General features: G+C 73.3%; 22 protein-coding genes. 12 read left to right on the plus strand and 10 right to left on the minus strand.

Annotated elements, in window-relative coordinates:
• Positions 1–73: 73 nt before the first annotated feature.
• From ACF08B_RS26575 to ACF08B_RS26620, 10 genes are all read left to right on the plus strand, one after another.
• On the plus strand, positions 74–2,647 hold the full coding sequence (locus tag ACF08B_RS26575; RefSeq protein ID WP_392319710.1) for a YfhO family protein: 2,574 nt from the start codon (positions 74–76) through the stop codon (positions 2,645–2,647).
• A gap of 22 nt (positions 2,648–2,669) precedes the next feature.
• Positions 2,670–3,620: a glycosyltransferase family 2 protein gene (locus ACF08B_RS26580; RefSeq protein WP_392319711.1), complete on the plus strand. Its 951-nt coding sequence runs from the start codon at positions 2,670–2,672 to the stop codon at positions 3,618–3,620.
• Entirely contained in the window at positions 3,617–4,000 is a 384-nt protein-coding gene (locus ACF08B_RS26585) for a GtrA family protein (protein ID WP_392319712.1), read from the plus strand. The genes ACF08B_RS26580 and ACF08B_RS26585 overlap by 4 nt, the downstream gene beginning before the upstream one ends.
• Before the next feature lie 45 nt (positions 4,001–4,045).
• A complete protein-coding gene (argC, locus tag ACF08B_RS26590; RefSeq protein WP_392319713.1) occupies positions 4,046–5,074 on the plus strand; it encodes an N-acetyl-gamma-glutamyl-phosphate reductase in 1,029 nt (342 codons plus the stop codon).
• Positions 5,071–6,222 (plus strand): bifunctional glutamate N-acetyltransferase/amino-acid acetyltransferase ArgJ, encoded by a 1,152-nt coding sequence (argJ, locus tag ACF08B_RS26595; protein ID WP_392319714.1) that lies wholly within the window; start codon positions 5,071–5,073, stop codon positions 6,220–6,222. The genes argC and argJ overlap by 4 nt, the downstream gene beginning before the upstream one ends.
• Positions 6,219–7,127 carry an acetylglutamate kinase gene (gene argB, locus ACF08B_RS26600; RefSeq protein WP_392319715.1) on the plus strand — a complete coding sequence of 303 codons (909 nt, stop codon included), beginning with the start codon at positions 6,219–6,221 and terminating at the stop codon, positions 7,125–7,127. Before argJ ends, argB begins: the two co-directional genes overlap by 4 nt.
• Complete coding sequence (locus ACF08B_RS26605; protein WP_392319716.1) at positions 7,124–8,332, plus strand: acetylornithine transaminase; 1,209 nt, start codon at positions 7,124–7,126, stop codon at positions 8,330–8,332. The genes argB and ACF08B_RS26605 overlap by 4 nt, the downstream gene beginning before the upstream one ends.
• A gap of 7 nt (positions 8,333–8,339) precedes the next feature.
• Complete coding sequence (locus ACF08B_RS26610; RefSeq protein WP_093479117.1) at positions 8,340–8,885, plus strand: arginine repressor; 546 nt, start codon at positions 8,340–8,342, stop codon at positions 8,883–8,885.
• Between the two features lie 109 nt (positions 8,886–8,994).
• Positions 8,995–9,582: an RNA polymerase sigma factor gene (locus tag ACF08B_RS26615; RefSeq protein WP_392319717.1), complete on the plus strand. Its 588-nt coding sequence runs from the start codon at positions 8,995–8,997 to the stop codon at positions 9,580–9,582.
• Positions 9,572–10,342 (plus strand): hypothetical protein, encoded by a 771-nt coding sequence (locus tag ACF08B_RS26620; RefSeq protein WP_392319718.1) that lies wholly within the window; start codon positions 9,572–9,574, stop codon positions 10,340–10,342. The genes ACF08B_RS26615 and ACF08B_RS26620 overlap by 11 nt, the downstream gene beginning before the upstream one ends.
• Before the next feature lie 33 nt (positions 10,343–10,375).
• On the opposite strand, the gene ACF08B_RS26625 is transcribed toward ACF08B_RS26620, so the two are convergent.
• From ACF08B_RS26625 to ACF08B_RS26660, 8 genes are all read right to left on the minus strand, one after another.
• Complete coding sequence (locus ACF08B_RS26625; RefSeq protein ID WP_392319719.1) at positions 10,376–11,266, minus strand: serine/threonine-protein kinase; 891 nt, start codon at positions 11,264–11,266, stop codon at positions 10,376–10,378.
• The gene (locus ACF08B_RS26630; RefSeq protein ID WP_392319720.1) at positions 11,263–13,077 is read right to left on the minus strand and encodes an ABC transporter ATP-binding protein; all 1,815 of its coding nucleotides are present in this window, start codon (positions 13,075–13,077) and stop codon (positions 11,263–11,265) included. Before ACF08B_RS26630 ends, ACF08B_RS26625 begins: the two co-directional genes overlap by 4 nt.
• A gap of 72 nt (positions 13,078–13,149) precedes the next feature.
• The gene (locus ACF08B_RS26635) at positions 13,150–13,341 is read right to left on the minus strand and encodes a hypothetical protein (protein ID WP_392319721.1); all 192 of its coding nucleotides are present in this window, start codon (positions 13,339–13,341) and stop codon (positions 13,150–13,152) included.
• A gap of 93 nt (positions 13,342–13,434) precedes the next feature.
• Positions 13,435–14,238, minus strand: a complete 804-nt coding sequence (locus tag ACF08B_RS26640; RefSeq protein WP_392319722.1) for an FAD:protein FMN transferase — start codon at positions 14,236–14,238, stop codon at positions 13,435–13,437.
• A complete protein-coding gene (locus ACF08B_RS26645; protein WP_392319723.1) occupies positions 14,235–15,035 on the minus strand; it encodes an FMN-binding protein in 801 nt (266 codons plus the stop codon). The genes ACF08B_RS26640 and ACF08B_RS26645 overlap by 4 nt, the downstream gene beginning before the upstream one ends.
• 17 nt (positions 15,036–15,052) lie before the next feature.
• Complete coding sequence (locus ACF08B_RS26650) at positions 15,053–16,435, minus strand: ferric reductase-like transmembrane domain-containing protein (RefSeq protein WP_392319724.1); 1,383 nt, start codon at positions 16,433–16,435, stop codon at positions 15,053–15,055.
• 59 nt (positions 16,436–16,494) lie between these two features.
• Positions 16,495–16,950: an FMN-binding protein gene (locus ACF08B_RS26655; protein WP_392319725.1), complete on the minus strand. Its 456-nt coding sequence runs from the start codon at positions 16,948–16,950 to the stop codon at positions 16,495–16,497.
• Positions 16,951–16,960: 10 nt separating this feature from the next.
• A complete protein-coding gene (locus ACF08B_RS26660) occupies positions 16,961–18,313 on the minus strand; it encodes a ferric reductase-like transmembrane domain-containing protein (RefSeq protein ID WP_392319726.1) in 1,353 nt (450 codons plus the stop codon).
• Between the two features lie 198 nt (positions 18,314–18,511).
• On the opposite strand from ACF08B_RS26660, the gene ACF08B_RS26665 reads away from it, so the two are divergent.
• Together ACF08B_RS26665 and ACF08B_RS26670 are read left to right on the plus strand one after the other, a co-directional pair.
• A complete protein-coding gene (locus tag ACF08B_RS26665) occupies positions 18,512–19,252 on the plus strand; it encodes a response regulator transcription factor (protein WP_392319809.1) in 741 nt (246 codons plus the stop codon).
• Positions 19,249–20,733, plus strand: coding sequence for a sensor histidine kinase (locus ACF08B_RS26670; RefSeq protein WP_392319727.1), 1,485 nt, complete (start codon positions 19,249–19,251; stop codon positions 20,731–20,733). Before ACF08B_RS26665 ends, ACF08B_RS26670 begins: the two co-directional genes overlap by 4 nt.
• Here the strand turns inward: ACF08B_RS26670 and ACF08B_RS26675 are convergent.
• Positions 20,720–21,424: a L,D-transpeptidase gene (locus ACF08B_RS26675; RefSeq protein ID WP_392319728.1), complete on the minus strand. Its 705-nt coding sequence runs from the start codon at positions 21,422–21,424 to the stop codon at positions 20,720–20,722. The genes ACF08B_RS26670 and ACF08B_RS26675 overlap by 14 nt on opposite strands.
• A 3-nt stretch (positions 21,425–21,427) precedes the next feature.
• Positions 21,428–22,015, minus strand: coding sequence for a pyridoxamine 5'-phosphate oxidase family protein (locus ACF08B_RS26680; RefSeq protein ID WP_093479125.1), 588 nt, complete (start codon positions 22,013–22,015; stop codon positions 21,428–21,430).
• Positions 22,016–22,034: the final 19 nt, after the last annotated feature.

Here is a 22,034-nt window from a genome sequence, read left to right on the forward strand (position 1 = left end):
ACAACCAACCGGAAAGTCGCCCCGTCTAAGTCGGCGAAATCATGAAGTGAATTCGCTGGGGGCCTGCCGAGAAATGCAACGCGTCACCACGCCCGGTGGGCCTCGCACACCCGCACGCGCCGCCGCGCTGCTCGCGGCGGCCGTCACGGTCACGGCCCTCTGCGCCGCCGACGTCCTCGCGCGCAGCTATCCCTTCGGCCCCCGCACCCGCAGCGTCAACGACCTCGGCAATCAGTACGTCCCCTTCCACGCCCACCTGTGGGACCTGCTGCACGGCCGGGTCGACGGCGGACTCCTGATCAACTGGCAGTCCGGGTACGGCACCAGCTTCCTGCCGGACCTCGGCACCTACCTCGGCAGCCCCTACGCCCTGCTCGTCGCCGTCTTCCCCCGGGACCGGATCGACCTCGCGGTCTACGTCGTCACCGTCCTGAAGACCGCGTCGGCCGCCGCCGCCATGGCCTGGCTGCTGCTCGCCCTGCGCCCCGGCCGCTGGTGGGCGGCCGGCCTGCTCGGCGCCTCCTACGCGCTGTGCGGCTGGAGCGTCGCCGACGCCTCCTACAACCCGATGTGGCTCGACGGCCTGATCGCCCTCCCGCTGCTCTGCCTGGTCGGTGAACGGGCGATCGCCGGCCGCGGAAGGCTCCCGGGCGTCCTGGTCGTCGCCCTCGCCTGGACCGCCAACTTCTACACCGCCTACATGGCCACCCTCGGCGCCGCCCTCGTCCTGCTGCTGCGCCTGCTGCTCATCCGTCCGCCCCGCCGGCAGGCCCTCGCCGCGGCCGGCCGTGCCGCCCTCACCGTCACCCTCGGCGTGGGCCTCGCCGCCCCGCTCGTCACGGTGATCTGGTTCGGCACCCGGCACGCCTACCCGGGCCGCGTACGGCAGTTCGCGCCGGTACCGGCCGAGGACGTGGCGGCCCGGCTGCTGCCGGCGACGTACGGCTTCGGCTCCCCGGCCCTCTACGTCGGGGCCCTCGCCCTGCTGCTCGCCCTCGCCCTGCCCTTCCACCGGGCGGTCCCGGTCCGGGTGCGCGCGGGCTGGACGGCACTGGTGCTCGCGGTGGCCCTGTCGCTCCAGTGGGGCCCCACCCACCTGGTCTGGCACGCCTTCGCCACCCCGCAGGGCAGCGGCTACCGGCAGGCCTTCGTCCTGTGCGGACTGCTGGTCCTCGCCGCCTGGCACGCCCTGGCCTACGGCCCGCCCGGCCCGCGCGCCCTCGGTGGCGCGACCGCGCTGCTCGCCCTGATCACCGCCGTCGCCGCACGCAGCGAGCTGGTCCGGCCGTACACCTGGCCGGTGCTGGGGCTCGCCGTCGCGGGCGCGCTGGCCGGCCTCGTGCTGCTGGGCCGGGCCGGGCGGCGCGCCGGACCGGTCGCACTCGCCGTCGTCCTGCTCCTCGGCGCGCAGCTCGGGGAGACCGCCGCCACCTCGGCCGTCGCCACGAAGCTGCGCCTCGGGCACCTGGACGACTACGCGCCCTGGGGGCCACGCCAGGAGCGGCAGGCCGCCGCGGTCGCGCGGGCCGACGACTGGCCCCGGTACCGCACCGACCCGGGCCGCGAACAGACCGTCGGCAACGACCCGATGCTGGTGGGCGGCCAGGGCGCCGCCTACTACAGCAGCCTGACCCCGGACGTCCTCAGCCGTACCCTCACCGCTCTCGGCGGCGGCTGGACCTCTCGCGGCCGGAGCGTGCAGAGCCTCGACAACGCCGTCACGGACGTCGTGTTCTCCGTCGGCGCACGGGTGCACTCCCCGCCGGACCCGCACCAGAAGTACCTGCCGCCGGACGGCACCCCGGTGACCGTGGGCCGGCAGGACGTCCCGCCGCCGGTGACCGTGCGGCCCACCGCCGCCACCGGGTCCTTCGGGCCGTCTCCCTACCGCAACCAGGAACTGCTGCTCGGCAGCCGCGTCTACACCGTGCCCCGCCTCACCGTGCACGACGACGACGGGCGGCCGGTCCGGACGCGCCGGGTCGGTACCGGGACCGCCGTGGCGAAGCCGGCGATCACGGCCGTCTGCCCGGCCGGCACCCAGGTGCAGCTGTGGGCGCCGCACTTCTCCGGCACCGCGCGCCTCGCCGGTACCGGCGCCCCGGCGGCCGTCTTCCGGTTCGAGCACCCGCGCAACCGCGCCGCCATGGAGCCGCTCGGCCGTACCCCGGCCTCCGGCCGGGTGCGCGTCGAACTGACCCCGAGCCGTCCCGGCCGCGTCCCGGCCGGCGCCGTCGGCTGCCTGGACACCGGCCGGCTGCACACCGCCGCCGCCCGTCTGAAGGCGACCGGAGCCACCCGCGTGACGGTGTCCGACGGCGTCGTACGGGCCGAGCTGCCCGCCGGCAGCAAGGGGGTCGCGGTCGTCGCCGCGCCCCGCATCGCCGGCTGGCGGTGCGCCACGGGCGACGGCCCCGCCCGCCCCGCCGAGCAGTACCACGGCCTGATCGCCGTCCCGCTCGACGCCGGTGCGACCAGCCTGACCTGCACCTTCCATCCACCCGGCCTGCGGCTGGGCACGACCGTCGGGGCCGCCTCGCTCGGCGCCCTCGTCCTGCTCACCGCCTTCACCGCCGTCCGCCGCCGGCGCACCACCGCGCCGCCCACGCCCACATCACCGCGCGAGCGCGTGACCACCGCTTCCTGACCGCGCCCAGGGGGGACCCGCCATGCTGATATCGATCGTCGCGCCCTGCTACAACGAGGAAGACGTCGTGGAACGCTTCCACCAGGAGGTGCAGAAGGTCGCCGACGACCTGCTGCCGCTCGGCCACGACATGGAGTTCGTGTACGTCGACGACGGCAGCCGCGACCGCACCCTCGCCGTCCTCCGGCACCTCGCCGACCTCGACCCGCGGGTGCGCTACGTCTCCTTCAGCCGCAACTTCGGCAAGGAGGCCGCCCTGCTCGCGGGCCTGCGGCACGCCTCGGGCGACGCGGTGATCGTGATGGACGCCGACCTGCAGCACCCGCCGGAGCTGATCCGGCGCATGGTGGAACTGCGGGAACAGGGCCACGACCAGGTCATCGCCAGGCGCTCGCGCACCGGTGACCGCCTCGCCCGGACCCTCACCGCGCGCCTGTACTACCGGCTCGTCAACCGCCTGGTGGACGTCGAACTCGTCGACGGCGTGGGTGACTTCCGGCTGCTGTCGCGCAGGGTCGTGGACGCGGTGCTGGCCCTCACCGAGTACAACCGCTTCTCCAAGGGCCTGTTCGCCTGGGTGGGCTTCCCGAGCACGACCTTCGAGTACGAGAACGCCGTCCGCGAGGCCGGCCGCAGCTCCTGGAACCTGCGCGGCCTGCTCAACTACGGCCTGGACGGCCTGCTGTCCTTCAACAACCGCCCGCTGCGTGCCGCCCTGTGGCTCGGCATGGGCCTGCTGCTCTGCGCGGGCCTCTACACCGCCTGGATCGTCGGCGCCGCGCTCGCCAACGGGGTCCAGACCCCCGGCTATGTGACCATCATCACCGCCGTCACCGCCCTCGCGGGCGTCCAGATGGTCATGCTGGGAGTGATCGGGGAGTACACCGGCCGCATCTACTACGAAGTGAAGGGCCGCCCGCACTTCCTGGTGAAGGCGACCAACGTGGAACGCGCGAAGGACCTCATTCCTTGAAACGACAGATCATCACCTTCGCACTGGTCGGTGTGATCAACACCGCCACCTATTACTGCCTCTATCTGTTGTTCCTGATGTGGCTGCCCTATCTGGCCGCCCACGTGCTCGCCTTCGCGCTCAGCATGGTCGGTTCCTTTTTCCTGAACGCGCGCTTCACCTACCGGACGCGGCCCACCTGGCGGAAATTCCTGCTGTTCCCGCTGACCAACGCGACCAACTTCCTGATCACCACGGCCGGGGTGTACGTCATCGTCGACGTCCTGCACGCGGGCAGCCGCTTCGCCCCGCTGCTCGCCTCCGCGGCGGCGATCCCGGTCACCTTCGTCGTCTCCCGCTGGGTGATGCTCCCCGGCCGCGAGACCCGGTCGATTGCATAAACGTGCAGCGATACGTATAGTCATGCCATCCGGAGGAGGATGGACATGGTGGTACGTGCGGCGGTGGCCGGGGCGAGCGGATACGCGGGCGGAGAGCTCCTGCGCCTGCTCCTCGCGCACCCCGAGGTCGAGATCGGCGCCCTGACCGGCAACACGAACGCCGGGCAGCGGCTCGGCACGCTCCAGCCGCACCTGCTGCCGCTGGCCGGCCGTGTGCTCACCGAGACCACGGCCGAGCACCTCGCCGGGCACGACGTGGTCTTCCTGGCGCTGCCCCACGGGCAGTCCGCCGCCGTCGCCGAGCGGCTCGGCCCCGACGTCCTCGTCGTCGACATGGGCGCCGACTTCCGGCTGCGGAACGCGGCCGACTGGGAGACGTACTACGGCTCGCCGCACGCCGGCACCTGGCCCTACGGCCTCCCCGAACTTCCGGGTGCCCGCGCCGCGCTGGAGGGGTCCAAGCGCATCGCGGTGCCCGGTTGCTACCCCACCGCCGTCACCCTCGCCCTGTTCCCGGCCTACGCGGCCGGGCTCGCCGAACCCGAGGCGGTGGTCGTCGCCGCGTCCGGCACCTCCGGCGCCGGCAAGGCGCCCAAGCCGCACCTGCTCGGCAGCGAGGTCATGGGCTCGATGTCGCCGTACGGCGTCGGCGGCGGCCACCGGCACACCCCGGAGATGATCCAGAACCTCAGCGGTGCGGCGGGCAAGCGGGTGGCGGTGTCCTTCACCCCGATGCTGGCGCCGATGCCCCGCGGCATCCTGGCCACGTGCAGCGCCTCCGCCGTGGCGGGGGTGACGGCCGACTCCGTCCGCGCGGTCTACGAGAAGGCCTACGCCGACGAGCCCTTCGTCCACCTGCTCCCCGAGGGCCAGTGGCCCGCGACGGCGTCCGTCCACGGTTCCAACGCCGTTCAGGTGCAGGTCGCGTACGACGCCTCCATGGGTCGCATCATCGCGATCAGCGCCATCGACAACCTGACCAAGGGCACCGCGGGCGGTGCCGTACAGAGCATGAACCTCGCCCTGGGACTCGACGAGACCACCGGGCTTTCCACGATCGGAGTCGCACCGTGAGCGTCACGGCAGCCAAGGGATTCACGGCGGCGGGCATCGCCGCCGGGATCAAGGAGAACGGCAACCCCGACCTGGCCCTCGTGGTCAACGACGGGCCCCGCCGTGCCGCCGCGGGCGTCTTCACCTCCAACCGTGTGAAGGCCGCGCCGGTGCTGTGGTCCGAGCAGGTCCTCAAGGGCGGCCAGGTGTCCGCCGTGGTACTCAACTCCGGTGGCGCCAACGCCTGCACCGGACCCAAGGGCTTCCAGGACACCCACGCCACCGCCGAGAAGGCCGCCGAGGTGCTCGGCCGGGGCGCCATCGAGATCGCGGTCTGCTCCACCGGCCTGATCGGCGTCCTGCTGCCCATGGACAAGCTGCTCCCGGGCATCGAGACGGCCGCCGCGCAGCTCTCCGAGCACGGCGGTGAGAAGGCCGCCATCGCCATCAAGACCACCGACACCGTCCACAAGACCTCCGTCGTGACGAAGTCCGGCTGGACCGTCGGCGGAATGGCCAAGGGCGCCGGCATGCTCGCCCCGGGCCTCGCCACCATGCTGGTCGTCCTCACCACCGACGCCGACCTCGGCGACGAGGAACTGGACAAGGCTTTGCGCGCCGCGACCAGGGTCACCTTCGACCGCGTCGACTCCGACGGCTGCATGTCCACCAACGACACCGTCCTGCTGCTCGCCTCCGGCGCCTCCGGCATCACCCCGGAGTACGCCGAGTTCGCCGAGGCCGTCCGGCAGGTCTGCGACGACCTCGGCCGGCAGCTCATCGGGGACGCCGAGGGCGCCGGCAAGGACATCAAGATCGAGGTGATCAACGCGGCGAGCGAGGAGGACGCCGTCGAGGTGGGACGCTCCGTCGCCCGCAACAACCTCCTCAAGTGCGCCCTGCACGGCGAGGACCCCAACTGGGGCCGGGTCCTCTCCGCGATCGGCACCACCGGGGCCGTCTTCGAGCCGGACCAGCTCAACGTCGCCATCAACGGCGTCTGGGTCTGCAAGAACGGCTCCGTCGGCGAGGACCGCGAACTGGTCGACATGCGCTACCGCGAGGTGCACATCGTCGCCGACCTCGCCGCCGGCTCCGACACCGCGACGATCTGGACCAACGACCTCACCGCCGACTACGTCCACGAGAACAGCGCCTACTCCTCATGACACCCACGCGAAAGCACACCGCGCTGCCCAAGGCGCAGATCCTCATCGAGGCGCTGCCCTGGCTGACCCGGCACAACGGCAAGACCGTCGTCATCAAGTTCGGCGGCAACGCCATGGTCGACGAGGAACTGAAGGCCGCGTTCGCCAAGGACGTGGTGTTCCTCCACCACGCCGGCCTCAAGCCCGTCGTCGTGCACGGCGGCGGCCCGCAGATCAGCGCCGCCCTGGACCGGCACGGCATCGTCAGCGAGTTCAAGGCGGGCCTGCGCGTCACCACCGAGGACGCCATGGACGTCGTACGGATGGTCCTCGCCGGGCAGGTGCAGCGCGAGCTGGTCGGCCTGCTCAACCAGCACGGCCCGCTCGCCGTCGGCCTCACCGGCGAGGACGCCCACACCATCACCGCCACCCGCCACCAGCCCGAGATCGACGGCGAAGTCGTCGACATCGGTCGGGTGGGCGAGATCACCGAGATCGACACGGGCGCGATCGAGGCCCTGCTCGCCGACGGCCGCATCCCGGTCGTCTCCTCCATCGCCCGCAGTCAGGACGACGGACATGTCTACAACGTCAATGCTGATACGGCGGCTGCGGCACTCGCTGCGGCACTGGGCGCCGAGACCCTCATGGTCCTCACCGACGTCGAGGGCCTCTACGAGGACTGGCCGAACTCCGACGAGGTGATCAGCCGCCTCACCGCATCCCAGCTGGAGAAGCTGCTGCCGGAACTCAGCTCCGGCATGGTGCCGAAGATGGAGGGCTGCCTGCACGCCGTGCGCAACGGCGTCACGACCGCCCGCGTCATCGACGGCCGGGTCCAGCACTCCATCCTGCTGGAGATCTTCACCGACGAAGGCATCGGCACCATGGTCGTGCCCGACGAAGCCGAGGGGGAACGGTCATGACGGGGACCGGGAGCAACGCGGAACTGACCACGCGGTGGCAGGGCGCGCTCATGAACAACTACGGCACCCCCCGGCTGCCCCTCGTGCGCGGTGCCGGCACGACGGTGTGGGACGCCGAGGGCCGCGCCTACCTCGACTTCGTCGGCGGCATCGCCACCAACGCCCTCGGCCACGCCCACCCGGCCGTCGTCGAGGCCGTCAGCCGGCAGATCGGCTCCCTCGGCCACATCTCGAACCTCTTCCTGGCCGAGCCCACCGTCGCCCTCGCCGAGCGGCTGCTGCAGCTGTTCGGCCGCGAGGGCCGGGTCTTCTTCTGCAACTCCGGCGCCGAGGCCAACGAGGCCGCCTTCAAGATCGGCCGGCTGACCGGGCGGACCCACATGGTCGCCACCGAGGGCGGCTTCCACGGCCGCACCATGGGCGCCCTCGCCCTCACCGGCCAGCCCGCCAAGCAGGAGCCGTTCCGGCCGCTGCCCGCCGACGTCACCCACGTGCCCTACGGGGACGCCCAGGCCCTGGCCGCGGCGGTCACCGAGGAGACCGCCCTCGTCGTCATCGAGCCGATCCAGGGCGAGAACGGCGTGGTCGTACCGCCGCCCGGCTACCTGAAGGCGGCCCGCGCGATCACCGCGGCCACCGGCGCCCTGCTCGTCCTCGACGAGGTGCAGACCGGCATCGGCCGCACCGGCACCTGGTTCGAGTACCAGGCCCACGAGGGCGTCCTGCCCGACGTCGTCACCCTGGCCAAGCAGCTCGGCGGCGGACTCCCGCTCGGCGCCACCGTGGCCTTCGGCCGCGCCGCGGACCTGCTCGCGCCCGGCCAGCACGGCACCACCTTCGGCGGCAACCCGGTCGCCTGCGCCGCCGGACTCGCCGTCCTGGACACCATCGCCGGCGACGGACTGCTGGAGAACGTCAAGCGGCAGGGCGCGGCGCTGCGCGAGGGAATCGAGTCGCTGGGCCACCCGTTGATCGATTGTGTCCGGGGCTCGGGCCTGCTCCTGGGTATCGTGCTCACCGGGCCGCACGCGCCTCAGGTGCAGCAGGCGGCCCAGGAGGCCGGTTTCCTGGTGAACGCCCCCGCCCCCGACGTCGTACGGCTCATGCCGCCGCTGAACCTGCGGGACGACGAGGCGGGAGCGCTGCTCCAGGCACTGCCCGGCATCCTCGAGGCGGCCCACGGGGACGGACGATCCGGAGAATGAGACGACGATGAGCCAGGCGCAGGACCACGAGCAGGCGGCGGGCGCCGGGCCGGCCGTGCCGCAGACCCGCACCGCACGGCACCGCCGGATCGTGGACATCCTCAACCGGCAGCCGGTGCGTTCGCAGAGCCAGCTGGCGAAGCTGCTCGCCGACGACGGGCTGAGCGTCACCCAGGCGACGCTCTCCCGGGACCTCGACGAACTGAACGCCGTGAAGATCCGCAACAACGACGGCGACCTGATCTACGCGGTGCCGAGCGAGGGCGGGTTCCGCACCCCGCGCGCCCCGCTCGGGGAGTCGGCGAAGGAGGAGCGGATGCGGCGCCTGTCCCAGGAGCTGCTGATCTCCGCGGAGGCCTCGGCCAACCTGGTCGTGCTGCGCACCCCGCCCGGGGCGGCGCAGTTCCTCGCGTCGGCCATCGACCAGGCCGAGCTGCACGACATCCTCGGCACCATCGCCGGCGACGACACGCTGCTGCTGATCAGCCGGGAGCCGACCGGCGGGCAGGCCCTCGCGGACCACCTGCTGCGACTGGCGCAGAACGGGCACTGACCCGCGTGCGGGGCCCGGCCCGCCGACGGAGAATGGGTAGGTGATCTTCCGCGGCGAGCGGTCAGGCGGGCGGGCAATCCCCTGGCGGCCGTCGGACGTATACAGAGGTGTGTCGGGTTCCCGGTTCCCCGTCGGCCGTCTCCCGGACGAGGCTCTGCTGTCCGGGCTGGCCACCGGCGATCCGGAGCTCGCCGTGCTCTTCGTACGGAGGTTCCAGCACCGGGTCTTCGGTGTCGCCATGACCGTCACCGGGGACCAGCAACTCGCCGAGGACGTCGCTCAGCAGACGTTCGAGCGTGCGTGGCGGCATGCCCAGATCTACGACTCGCGCCGCGGTTCGGTCACGACCTGGCTGACCACCATCGCGCACAACCTCGCCATCGACGCCGTCCGCGCACGGCGGACGGAGCCGATGGCACCCGAGGACCTCGACCCCCTCCTCGGAGTCGTCACCGAGACCCCCGAGCGGTGGGCGCTGGCCGACGAGGCCTCCTCCCAGCTCCGGGCGGCCCTGGCACGGCTGCCGCGGGAGCAGGCCAGGGCCCTGATGATGGCAGGCATCTACGGCATGACGGCCCAGCAGGTCGCCGACGCGGAGCAGATCCCGCTGGGCACCGCCAAGACCCGGATCAGGGCGGCGATGGCGAAACTGCGCACCACACTCGCGTCTCCGAAGCGAGGCGACCATGTCCAGTGACGCGAACTGCGAGAAGCTGCGGGAGGTCGGCGCCGAGCTGGCGCTGGGCGTGCTGCCCGGCCGCGAGCGGGCCGAGGCGATCGCCCATCTGGACCGGTGCGCGGGCTGCCGGGAGTTCGTCCGGCAACTGACCGGGATCGGCGACCGGTTGATCGGCCTGCTGCCCGACAGCGAACCGCCGCCCGACTTCGAGACACGGGTGGCGCGCAGGCTGACGCAGGGCGCGGGATCCGAGGCAGGGCGGGCCGCCCGTGCCGCCGGCCGCACTCCGCGGGGGCTGCGCGGCCGGGCGCGACGGGCCAGGCTGCGGGTCGCGGCCGTCGCCGCCGCGGTCACCGTGGCCATCGGGTTCGCCGGCTGGGCGGTCGGCACAGCCGTCCAGGAGGTCACCGCCTCGGCGCCGCCCGCCGTCGGGTCGGAGCCCGTGCTCGTCGGGGACATGACCTCGGCCGGGGACGGCGCGGAGCCCGTGGGCGAGCTCTACGCCCACCCCGGCAGCCCCGGCTGGCTCTTCGTCTCCGTCGCGCTCACCGGCCCCGGCACCCCGTACGACGGCCGGGTCACCTGCCTGCTCGAACGCGCCGACGGTACGACCGTCCGCGCCGGCGACTTCCCCGTGCGCGACGGACGCGGGGCCTGGGGCGTCGCCCTCCCGCACGACCTCACCACATTCTCCGGCGCCCGGCTGACGGCCGCCGACGGCACGGTCCTGGCCACCGCCCAGCTCGAAAAGGGACGGGTCGTGACCCCGCAGGCGTGACGGGGGTGAGCCGCCTCGGGCGGGCCCGCTCGCTCACGTGCGGTGCGGCGGCACCGGCAGCGCCGCCGCCAGGGCGGCGGTCAGTTCGGCCATGTGGGGACGGGCCGTGGGATCGGCCCGGAGGCAGCCGTCGACGGCGGCGGCGAGCGTGTGGGGCAGCCGCCGCAGGGACGCGACCGGTGGGGCGCCCCGCTCCAGTTGCGGGAACCACTCGCCGCCCCCACCGGTCCCGGTGCCGTCGTACGGCTCGCCGCCGCTCGCGTCGTCCCCGCCCGAGTCGAACGGCGCGTGACCGCAGGCGAACTCGAACAGGGTGACCCCGATGCCCCACACGTCGGCGGCGGCCGAGAGGGTCCCGCCGCGGGCCTGCTCGGGTGAGAGGTAGCCGCGGGTGCCCAGACCGGCCGGGGCGGGCCCCGGAGCCCGCGCGACGCTCAGGTCCAGCACCGTCGCGTGACCGCGCTCCACCACGACGTTGGACGGCTTGAGGTCCAGGTGCAGCAGGCCCCGCCCGTGCAGGTAGTGCAGCGCCGAGCACAGCTGGACCCCCAGCAGCGCCACATCGGCGGCGGCCGGCCGGCGCCGCAGCCGGTGCAGCAGATGCGACAGCGTCTCGCCGGTCAGCGTCTCCAGGACGACGAGCGGCTCGGGCCGGTCCAGGACGTCGTAGGCGCGGACCAGGTGCGGGTGGGTGAACTCGCGCAGCCACCGGCCCTCCCGCAGCAGCCGCTCGCCCAGCCGGCGCTCGCCCCGGCGGTCCGGGCGCACCATCTTGAGCACGCACCGGCAGTCCCGCTCCGCGCTCCAGGCGTCGTGCACGTCGAGCCAGCCGGTGCGGGCGAGATGCGCCAGCACCTCGTAGCCCGGGGCCGGTTCGGTGCCGGGCAGCAGGGGCGGGGCCGGTCCGGCGGCGGTGCGGTTCACGACGGCACCGCTCCCGCGCTCAGCCGGTGCAACCGGGCGTACGACCCCTCCCGGCCGAGCAGTTCCCGGTGGTCGCCGTGCTCGACGACCCGGCCGTGGTCGAGCACCACGATGCGGGTGGCGTCGCGGACGGTCAGCAGGTTGTGGGAGATGACGACGGTCGTCCGCCCGGCCATGAGCCGCCGCAGCGGTTCCATGATCCGCCGGCCCGAACCGGCGTCCAGCCCGGCGGTCGGTTCGTCGAGGAGGAGGACCGGCGCGTCCCGGATCATCGCCCGGGCGATCGCCAGCCGCTGGCACTGCCCGCCGGAGAGGGTCCGGCCGCGCTGGCCGACGAGCGTGTCGTAGCCCTCCGGGAGCCGCTCGACGAACTCGTGCGCGTCGGCGGCGCGCGCGGCGGCGGCGATCTCCGCGTCCGTGGCGTCCGGCCGGCCGTAGGCGATGTTGTCCCGCACGGTGCCGTGGAAGACGAGCGTCTCCTGCAGCACCACGGCGACGCTCTCCCGGACGTCGGCCAGGGCGAGTTCCCGCAGATCGGTCCCGTCCAGCCGGACCGCTCCCCGGTCGGGGTCGTAGAAGCGCAGCTGGAGCTTGGAGAGGGTGGACTTGCCCGCCCCGCTCGCCCCGACCAGGGCCAGCGTCTCCCCGGGCGCCACGTGGAAGGACACGTCCGACAGCGCCCAGGCGTCCGTACCGGGATAGCGGAACCACACCCCGTCGAACTCCACGTCCCCGCGGGCCCGGCGGATCCGCCGGGCACCGGGTGCCTCGGCCACCTGGGGCCGCTGGTCCAGCAACTCGATGATCCGTTCCGCCGAGGCGGAGGCCGCGTAGAAGGTGGTGCCGAGGTGGGACAGCCCGCGCACCGGGCCGTACAGCTTGCCGATCAGCGCCAGGAAGACCAGCAGCCCGCCCAGCGTGAGCTGTCCCTGGGCCAGCTTCCAGGTGCCGAGAGCCATCACCGCCAGGCCGCCCGCCACCTCGATCGTCTCGACGACCGGCCCGTAGACGGCGCGGATCCGTACCGAGGCCATGGCGGCCCGGAACCTGCCGACGTTCTCCCGCTCGAACCGCCGCGCCTCCCACCCCTGCCGGTTGTACGCCTGCACCAGCGCGACGTTGCCGAGGCTCTCCTCGGCGATCGCGCTGAGCGAGCCGCTGCGCCGCCGCCGCTCCCGCGAGGCCTCCTTGATCAGCCGCGAGAAGTGCCGGGCCGAGCCCCAGAACAGCGGCACGATGACCAGGGCGAGCAGGGTCAGGTCCCAGCGCAGGTAGAACAGCAGGCCGAGGAAGACGGCCAGGCGCACCACGTAGTAGAGGGCGTCGGCGACACCCGAGAGCAGGAACGTCTCCACCGCGTCGACGTCCCCGGTGACGCGGGACAGCACGTCCCCGAGCCGCCGGCGTTCGAAGAAGCCCAGTGACAGGCCCTGGACGTGCCGGAACACATCGGAGCGCAGCCTGAGCAGGAAGCGCTCGCCCACCCAGGTGGACGTCACGTCGTCGGCGAAGCCGAGCACCCCGGAGCAGACGACCAGGCCCAGGTAGGCCGGGGCGATCCACAGGAAGGGCCGCAGGTCCCGCGGGACGAGCACGTCGTCCACGACGGTCTTGAAGAGCCAGAGCTCCGCCGCGTCGACGACGGGGGCGGTCAGGCTCAGCAGGACGACGGGCAGCAGCCAGCGCCGGCCACCGCGGGTGTACGGCCAGAACCGGCGGAACACCTCGCGCGGGGGCACGTGGGGCGCGGCCGCGACGACGGGGTCGGAGGTCTCGCCCACCGGCGGCGGACGGCGAAGGACGGTCACCATGGCGCGGGTTCACGGACGGGGGAAGCGGGCCGGGGCCTCCTGTCCCCGGTCCGCTCGGTCCTCGTCGTCGGGTCAGTAGCCGCCGTGTCCGTGGCCGCCGTGGCCGTGTCCGTGACCGTTGCCGTGTCCGTGGTCGTGACCGTGTCCGTGGTCGCCGTGATCACCGTGGCCGTGCCGGTTCCCGTGCCCGGAACTGTCGTGCCCGGACGTGTCGTTGCCGTCGTCCCGGTGCCTCGCGGGCATCAGATGGCTGAAGATGGCCATGTTCGTTCCTCCCGAAACTTGCCTCACACCGGATACGTCCGAGACCGGGAGTCGGATGGCGATCCGGGTGAAAAAGTTGAAAAAGGCGCTTTCTCAGCCCAGCCGGGCCGCCAGCCCTCCGGTGCACCGCACCTCGTCGCCCGCGGTGATCAGCAGCGCCTCCACCTCGGGCAGCGACTCCAGCCACGCCAGGCCCGCCCGCGATCCCATGGCGAAGGCCGCCGTGGCCCAGCAGTCCACCCAGGTCAGCCGGGGCCCCACGACGGTCACCGCGACCAGGTCCGTGACCGCGGGCCGGCCCGTGCACGGATCCACGATGTGCGCTCCGCGCTCCGCCGTCCCGGACGTCGCGACGGACAGCTCCGCCACCCCGGCCGCCGAGATCACCGCCGCGAGACCGCCCGGCCGCAGCGGATCGGCCACCCCCACCCGCCACGGCCGGTGCGGGTCCGGCGCGCCGAGCATCTGGACGTCGCCGCCCCCGTTGACGCTGACCCCCCGCACCCCGTCGACCCGCTCCAAGAGCCGGGCCGCACGCTCGGCCGCCCAGCCCTTGACGATGCCGGTGGGGTCCACCGAGCCCCGGTACCGCGGGCTGAACCAGCCGTCGCTCACCCGCTCGGCCTCGGCGGCGAGCTCCAGCACCGCGGCCACCTCCGGAGCGCAGCGCGCCACGGTCAGCTCGCCCCGGGCCAGCCGGGAGACCTCGCTGTCCTCGCGGTAGGTGCTGAACAGGGCGTCCACCCGGTGCAGGCCCGCGACGGCCTCGGCGAGCGCCGCCCGTACGGCATCGGGTTCCCCGCCGCGGACGTCGAAGGAGAAGACGGTCCCCATGACCTCCTCCGCGTGACGCACCGCGGCGGGAGCCTCGGCCGGCTCGGCCACCGTGTCCGTCACCGGGCCTGGTCCAGCGCCGACTGCAACGACTGCTGGTAGCCCGTGCTGGTGTAGGTCGCCCCGGAGACGGCGTCGATGTCGGCGTTGCCGGCGGCGACGGCCTCCTGGTTGAGCCTGGGGACGGCGAGCCGGGTCTTCTGGTCGCTGAGCCCGCCCTTGGGCGCCTGGACCGCGTCGGCCTTGACGATCTTCCCGCCGCCGACCGTGATCCGCACCTGGACCGGCCCGTACTGGGTCTGCACGGCCTTCCCGGTGACCGTCCGGGCCTGCCCGGCCGTCGAGCCGGCTCCGCCGGAGGACCCGGAATTCCCCGAACCGCCCGAGGGCGCCGCCGTCTTCATCCTGTCCAGCGCCGACTGGAGCGACTTCTTGTACCCCGCGCTGGTGTAGGTCGCCCCGGAGACGGCGTCGATGTCGGCGTTGCCGGCGGCGACGGCCTCCTGGTTGAGCTTGGGGACGGCGAGCCGGGTCTTCTGGTCGCTGAGCCCGCCCTTGGGGGCCTGGACCGCCTCCGCCTTGGTGATCTTGCCGTTGCTGACGGTCAGCCGCACCTGCACGGCTCCGTACTGCGTCTGCGCCGCGTCACCGGTCACCGTGCCGGAACCGCCGGCCCGGGCGCCGCCGCGGGTGCCGCCCTGCGGGGACTCCTGCCCCGCCGCGGGCTGCTGCGGGGCGGTTCCCACCGCCGACGCCGAGGCCGGGTCGGACGCCGGCTTCAGCGACAGCAGCAGCACGACACCGGACACCGTCGCGGCGGTGGCCAGCACGACCCGCCGAATGGGGTGGCTCTTCCTCATCTGTCCCTAGCTCCCGCTCACATCTCGAACGACTCGTGATGGATGCGGCGGGCGGGTACCCCCGCGCCGCGCAGTGCCTCGTACACCGACTGCGCGAACCCGGGCGGGCCGCACATGAAGACGTCGTGGTGGTCGATGTCCGGGATCTTCTTCTGGAGGTTCTCCGCGGAGATGTCCGGCCGCTCGCCCTCGGGGCTGTTGACCGCGTACATCAGCCGGGCGCCCCGCTCCTCGGCGATCGCCGCGAGCTCGTCCCACAGCGCCAGGTCCCCGGTGGTGTTGGCCCGGTAGAGCAGGGTGATGTCCCCGGCCGCCCCGGGCAGCGTCTCGAACAGCGCGCGCATCGGGGTGATGCCGACCCCGCCCGCCACCAGCAGCACCTTGCCGCGGCTGCGGCGCTGCGCGGTGAGCGCGCCGTACGGCCCCTCGGCGTACACCCGGGTGCCGGGCGTCAGTTCGCGCAGCCGGGCACTGTGGTCGCCGATCGCCTTCACCGTGATCCGCAGCATGTCGGGCCGGGGCGCCGCCGACAGCGAGTACGGGTGCGAGCTGAACCGCATGCCCGGCGCGAGGAACCGCCAGCGGAAGAACTGGCCCGCCTCCGCGCCCATCCGGTGCAGCTTCCGCCCGCCGATCAGCACCGACACGATGCCCGGGGTCTCCTCGATGACCGCCTCGACCCGCATCCGGTGACGGACGTTCAGCCGGATCGGGACGAGGATCCGGTACCAGACCACGAGGGCGGTGACCGTGCCGTACAGGCCGTACCAGAACGTCTTGGCGGCCGGCTCGACCGCGAAGTCGTTTCCCGTGGTGATCTGGTGCCAGAACGTCAGGAACACGGCCGCGTACGTCAGCAGATGGACGTGGTACCAGGTGTCGTACGGCATCCGGCGCCGGATGCCCCCGATGGACGTCAGCCCGATGAGCACGAACAGGCCCGTGCCGATGGCGGCCTTGCCCATGTCCGGCAGCTGCTCGACGGAGTCGACGGTCTGCTGCACGATGTCGCCGAGCGACTTGCCCGCCTGCAGCGCATACCCCCACATGATGAGGAACACGTGCGCGACGATCAGGCAGAGCGTGTACCGGCCGCTCATCGCGTGCCAGCGGGCCACCCGGTCGGAGCCGACCCGTCGCTCCAGCGCCGGCACCCGTGCCATCTGGAGCACGACGAGCGCCATCAGATAGCCCGCCAGCAGTCCGGTGATCCGGCCCGCGTTGAGGATCCTGCTGTTGTCGTCGGCGATCGAGGGGGTGTTGTGCCACCAGAGCCACAGCACCGCCGTCGCACCCGCCCAGACCGCGAGCAGCAGCGGGACGGCCGGGGAGCGGCGCGGGCGGATGCGGCGCATCGTCTGGCGGCGGGCGGCACGTCCGCCTGCGAGCGTGGTGGTCACGGTTCCTCCGGGGGACTTGACCCAATGGCCCACAGATACGTGCCGCGTCCGCCGAGTGTTCAGAGGCCGGCCGAGTCGAGGGCGGACTGGAGGGACTGCTGGTAGCCGGTGCTCGTGTAGGTGGCGCCGGACACCATGTCGATCTGCGCGCTCTGCGCCGCCAGCACCTCGCGCCGCAGCTGGGGGAGCGCGTAGCTGTTGATCTCCTGGTCGCGCGGGTTGTCCTGCGGGTACTGCACGGCCGTCACGTCCGTGACCCTGCCGCTCTCGATCGTCACCCGCACCTGCACCGGTCCCCAGCGGGTCTGGACGGTGTCACCCGTGACGGTCCTGCTCTTGGAGGTGGTGCCGCCCGGGGCCGTACTGCCCGACACGGCGGGCGACTTCGCGCCGGCGGTCACCACCGTGGGCGGGGTGTGCGGTTTCAGCGACAGCAGCATGACCATCCCGGACACCGTGGCGGCACTCGCCAGGACGATCCGGCGCAGGGGGCGGTTCTTCTTCAGCGCGTGCACTTGGAGGGCCTCACAGCTCGAACGACTCGTGGTGGATACGGCGGTCCGGCACCCCGGCCGCCCGCAGTGCCGCGTACACGTCCCGTGCGAAGCCGGGCGGCCCGCACACGTAGACGTCGTGGCCGGGCAGCCCGGGGATCGCGGCGCGCAGCGACTCCGCGGTGACGGGCGGGCGTTCGCCCCGGGGACCGTTCAGGGCGTACAGCACGCGGGCGCCGCGCCACCGGGCGATCGCCTCCAGTTCGCCGCCGAGCGCGAGGTCCTCGGCGGACCGCGCCCGGTACAGCAGGGTGACCTCGCCGGGCAGCGTCTCGAACAGCGCGCGCAGGGGGGTGACGCCGACCCCGGCCGCGATCAGCAGCGAGCGGCCGCCGGTGGCCCGCTCCGCGGTCAGGGAGCCGTACGGGCCCTCCGCCCACACCCGGGTGCCGGGCCGCAGCAGCGACACGGCGGCGCTGTGGTCGCCGAGCGCCTTGACCGTGACGCGCAGCAGGTCGGGGCGCGGCGGCGCCGACAGGGAGTACGGCGTGGAGGTCCGGCCCATCCCGTCGGCCAGGAACCGCCAGCGGAAGAACTGCCCCGGTAGCGCGCCCAGTTCGTCCAGGTGCCGCCCGCGCACCACGACGGAGTACACCCCCGGTGCCTCCCGGTGCACGGAGTCCACACGCAGCCGGTGCCGCCGGTTGAGCCGCACCGGGGCGAGGATCCGGAACCACACCACCAGCGCCGCGACACCCAGGTACAGGGCGTACCAGACCGCGGTGGCGGACGTGCTGCCGGCGAACTGCTCACCCAGCGTCAGCTGGTGGAAGAAGGCCAGGAAGACGGCCGCGTAGGTGAGCAGATGGACGTAGTACCAGAACTCGTGGCGGACGCGGCGGCGGGCGGCCCGCACCGACGTGACGCCGACCGCGAAGAGGATCACCGTGCCGGCGGTGGCCTTGAGCATGTCCGGGTAGTCGAGCACCACGGTGACCGTCTCGCGCCACCACGAGACCCCGTCCTGGGCGGCGTACCCGGCCAGGACGAGCGTGATGTGCGCGACCAGCAGGCAGAGCGTGTACCGGCCGGCCATCGCGTGCCAGCGCGCCACCCGGTCCGAGCCGATCCGGGTCTCCAGCAGCGGCACCCGCGCCATCAGGCCGACCAGCACCGCGCAGGCGTACCCGCACAGCAGTCCCGCGATACGCCCGGCTCCGGTGAGCGGTCCGGCCGTACCGACCACCGCGCCGGTGTCGGCCCACCAGAGCGCGACCACGGCCGCCGCCCCGGCCCAGAGCACGGCCAGCACCGGTCCGGCGGGGGAGGGCCGTGCCGTCCCCGGCCGGGGCGGGGCGGTCCGCCCGGTCTCCACGGTGGTCATCAGTGCCGTTCCCTTCGTCCGTCAGCCAGGCCACTGTGCGGGCCGAACCTCTGAGCCGGCTCTGAAAAGGGCGGCTTCAGAGGGTTCTCCGAGGGTCTTCTCAGAGAGGTCTCAGACAGGGGCGGCACCCTCTCAGAGGAAACTCACAGGACCTGGGGCCGCTGCTCGCCCCGCGCAGGAGCGATGCTGGTGGACGCGATGCACACGACCCGGCCGGGCCGCCCGGCCCTCACCCGCCCCGACGGGACCCCGCCGCGGGTCCTCGTCGTCGACGACGACCCCGACCTCGCGGAGGTCCTCACCGGTGCCCTGCGCTACGAGGGCTGGCAGGTCCGCGCGGCCGGCGACGGGGCCGCCGCGCTCACCGCGGCCCGCGAGCTGCTGCCGGACGCCGTCGTCCTCGACGTGATGCTCCCGGACACCGACGGGTTCGCCGTGCTGCGCCGCCTGCACGAGGTGAAGCCCGACGTGTGCGTGCTGTTCCTCACCGCGCGGGACGCGGTGGAGGACCGGATAGCGGGCATCACCGCGGGCGGCGACGACTACGTCACCAAGCCCTTCAGCCTGGAGGAGGTCGTGGCCCGCCTGCGCGGACTGCTGCGCCGGGCCGGGATGGCCCGCCGGCCGGAGGAGGGACCGCGGCTGACCGTCGGCGACCTGGTGATGGACGAGGACGCGCGCGAGGTGACCCGGGCCGGCGGGCTGATCGACCTCTCGCCGACCGAGTTCGAACTCCTCCGCTTCCTCATGCGCAACCCGCGCCGGGTGCTCAGCAAGGCGCAGATCCTCGACCGGGTCTGGTCCTACGACTTCGGCGGCCGGGCCCACGTGGTCGAGCTGTACATCTCCTACCTGCGCAAGAAGATCGACGCGGGCCGTGACCCCATGATCCACACCGTGCGCGGGGCGGGCTACGTCCTGAAGCCGGTGACCAGGTGAACCGCGCGCGCCGGCTGCCCCGCCCCCGCACCCTGCGCGCCCGGCTCACCGTCGGCCTGGTGGTCCTGCTGGCCGTGAGCTGCGCCGCCGTCGGACTGGCCGCGGTCGTCGAACTGAACGGCTTCCTCACCCAGCGCCTGGACCAGCAGCTCATCCAGGCCGGCACCCGTTTCCCGGAGAGCCTGGAGCACGCAGGAAAGCTGCCCGACGATCACGACGGCGACGAACGCGGCGACACCCGCCGCATGGCCACCGGCACCTTCGGCGCCCGCCTGCTGCACGGCACCGTCACCCACAGCGGCCTCATCCGCTCGGGCGACCCCTCCGCGGACCTGGACGTCGGCCTGACCGCGCGGGACGCGCGGCGGCTGGCCCGGACACCGGCCGACGGCCGGCCCCACACCGTCGAACTGTCCGCGCTCGGCCACTACCGGCTCACCGCGTCCCCCGGCCGGGACGGGGACGTGCTGATCGTCGGACTCCCGCTGGAGCCGGTCGAGGCCACGGTGCACCGGCTGGAACTGGTGGCCGGCGCGGTCTTCGGGCTGGCCCTCGTGGTGACCGGGGTGGCGGGCGCCCTCTGGGTCCGCTGGTCCCTGCGCCCCCTGGGCCGGGTCACCACCACCGCCACCCGGGTCGCCGAACTTCCGCTGGCCAGCGGCGAGGTGATCCTTCCGGCGCGGACCGCGGACAGCGACCCGCACAGCGAGGTCGGCCAGGTCGCCGCGGCCCTCGACCGCATGCTCGGCCACGTCGGGGACGCCCTCGCCCAACGGCACGCGAGCGAGGAGCGCCTGCGCCGCTTCGCCGCGGACGCCAGCCACGAACTGCGCACCCCGGTCGCCTCGGTCCGCGGTCACGCCGAACTGGCCCTGCTGCACCCCGGCCCGGTGCCGCCCGAGGTCACCCGGGCCCTGGAGCGCATCGCGGCCGAGTCGTCCCGGATGGGTCTGATGGTCGACGACCTGCTGCTGCTCGCCCGGCTCGACGCCGGCCGCCCGCTGGAGCGCCGGCCGGTCGACCTGACCCACCTGGTCCTGGACGCGGTCACCGACGCCCGGGCCGCGGGTCCGGACCACCGCTGGACCCTCGACCTGCCCCGGGAGCCGGTCACCGTCGCGGGGGACGCCCACCGCCTCCAGCAGGTGCTGGCCAACCTGCTCGCCAACGCGCGTCTGCACACCCCGAAGGGCACCGAGGTCACGGTGACCCTGGAGGCCGGGCCGGAGACGGTCGGACTGTCCGTGCACGACGACGGCCCCGGTGTGCCCGAGGACGTCCGGCCGGCCGTCTTCGAGCGGTTCACCCGGGCGGAGCACCGCCGCAGGCCGGACGCCCCCGGCGGGGGAGCGGGGCTGGGGCTGGCGATCGTGGCGGCGGTGGTGGAGGCGCACGGGGGCGGCGTCGGGGTGGAGAGTGCTCCGGGTTCGACCGCGTTCACCGTGCGGCTGCCTGCCGCTGCCGGGCTCAGTAGCGGGTGATCGCCGTGTCCCCGCCGTCCGTTCCGATGGCGACGTGCGGCTTCCTCCCCGGCTCCGCCCACTGCAGGATCCGCCGCATCGCGTCCTGTGGGACGGACACGCAACCTGCCGTCGCGGCACGGCCGTTGACATGCAGGAAGATGCCGGCGCCGCGCCCGTGCACCGGCCGGTCGTAGTTGAACCCGATGACGAGTCCGTGCGCGTACTGGGTCGGGTAGGAGACCAGGTGCTCGGACTCGGCGGCGCGGCAGTCGGCGGGCAGCGGGTCCACCCACCGGTTGTACGCGTCCGAGTCGTTGTCCTGGCACCACCAGGAACTCTCCAGCACCGGCCGGTACGTGACGTGGGTCCCCTCGGGCGCCGCCTTGGTCCCGAAGGCGAACGGGAGGTCGTACAGGCCGGTGGGCGTCGTGTTCGTGCCCTGTTTCCGCGACCCGCCCTCGACGAGCCCGTTCGCCCCGAACCGTCCCGGTGCGGAGCCGGCCTGCACCCACTGCCCGTCCCGCAGGTCCCACCAGGCGACCGTTCCCGACGTCGCGCCGGCGTCCGCGGCCTGGGCGGTGATCAGCTGGGTGCCGCCGCCCGTGTCCGCCAGCCGCGCGGGCAGCGCGGCCGGCTCGGGGGCGGCCCGGAGGCCGAGCAGGCCGAGGGAGGAGACCGAGACGAGGGCGAGGACGACACCTGGGCGCATGGCTCAGACCGTAGACGGAGGCAGCGGCAGCGGCAGCCCGGGTAGTCCGTCCAGGCTGGTCGCGATGTGCTCCTTCTTGGCGAAGTAGGCGCTCAGCGAGGCGTCGTCCTCCCGGGAGAAGCGCCTGCCGTGCAGATCGCGGTCCTCCTCGTAGGCCATGTGGGGAACGGCGTACCCGCAGCTGTCCCGGACGGTCTCGGCGTGCACGACGACGATCGCGCGCAGCCCGTGCGCTCCCGGCTCGATGTCCGGGAAGCGGGTCAGCAGCTCGGCGAAGCGCGGGTCGTCCCGGAAGACGGGCTCGCCCCGGCCGTGCACGCGCACGATGTTCGGCGGTCCCTGGAAGGCGCACCACATCAGGGTGATTCGTCCGTTCTCCCTGAGGTGCGCGATCGTCTCGGCGGTCGAACCGGCGAAGTCCAGGTAGGCGACGGTCAGTTCGTCCAGCACGGCGAACGAGCCGCGCAGTCCCTTCGGGGAGAGGTTGACGGTGCCGTCGGCGGACAGCGGGGCGGTGGCGGTGAAGAAGAGGGGCTGCTCCTCGATGAACGTGCGGAGCCTGCCGTCGATGCGCTCATAGGTCTTTCCCATATCTAACGATTATCGACGA

Source organism: Streptomyces sp. NPDC015139 (genome assembly GCF_043079785.1).
Taxonomy (GTDB): domain Bacteria; phylum Actinomycetota; class Actinomycetes; order Streptomycetales; family Streptomycetaceae; genus Streptomyces; species Streptomyces albidocamelliae.

Excerpts from the sequence above, each read along its gene's own strand:
- argB (WP_392319715.1), top strand. The coding sequence starts at position 6,219 with ATGACACCCACGCGAAAGCACACCGCGCTGCCCAAGGCGCAGATCCTC.
- ACF08B_RS26680 (WP_093479125.1), bottom strand. The coding sequence starts at position 22,015 with ATGGGAAAGACCTATGAGCGCATCGACGGCAGGCTCCGCACGTTCATC.
- ACF08B_RS26575 (WP_392319710.1), top strand. The coding sequence starts at position 74 with ATGCAACGCGTCACCACGCCCGGTGGGCCTCGCACACCCGCACGCGCC.
- ACF08B_RS26605 (WP_392319716.1), top strand. The coding sequence starts at position 7,124 with ATGACGGGGACCGGGAGCAACGCGGAACTGACCACGCGGTGGCAGGGC.
- ACF08B_RS26620 (WP_392319718.1), top strand. The coding sequence starts at position 9,572 with ATGTCCAGTGACGCGAACTGCGAGAAGCTGCGGGAGGTCGGCGCCGAG.
- ACF08B_RS26665 (WP_392319809.1), top strand. The coding sequence starts at position 18,512 with ATGCACACGACCCGGCCGGGCCGCCCGGCCCTCACCCGCCCCGACGGG.
- ACF08B_RS26630 (WP_392319720.1), bottom strand. The coding sequence starts at position 13,077 with ATGGTGACCGTCCTTCGCCGTCCGCCGCCGGTGGGCGAGACCTCCGAC.
- ACF08B_RS26645 (WP_392319723.1), bottom strand. The coding sequence starts at position 15,035 with ATGAGGAAGAGCCACCCCATTCGGCGGGTCGTGCTGGCCACCGCCGCG.
- ACF08B_RS26580 (WP_392319711.1), top strand. The coding sequence starts at position 2,670 with ATGCTGATATCGATCGTCGCGCCCTGCTACAACGAGGAAGACGTCGTG.
- ACF08B_RS26660 (WP_392319726.1), bottom strand. The coding sequence starts at position 18,313 with ATGACCACCGTGGAGACCGGGCGGACCGCCCCGCCCCGGCCGGGGACG.
- ACF08B_RS26635 (WP_392319721.1), bottom strand. The coding sequence starts at position 13,341 with ATGGCCATCTTCAGCCATCTGATGCCCGCGAGGCACCGGGACGACGGC.
- ACF08B_RS26675 (WP_392319728.1), bottom strand. The coding sequence starts at position 21,424 with ATGCGCCCAGGTGTCGTCCTCGCCCTCGTCTCGGTCTCCTCCCTCGGC.
- ACF08B_RS26610 (WP_093479117.1), top strand. The coding sequence starts at position 8,340 with ATGAGCCAGGCGCAGGACCACGAGCAGGCGGCGGGCGCCGGGCCGGCC.
- argC (WP_392319713.1), top strand. The coding sequence starts at position 4,046 with ATGGTGGTACGTGCGGCGGTGGCCGGGGCGAGCGGATACGCGGGCGGA.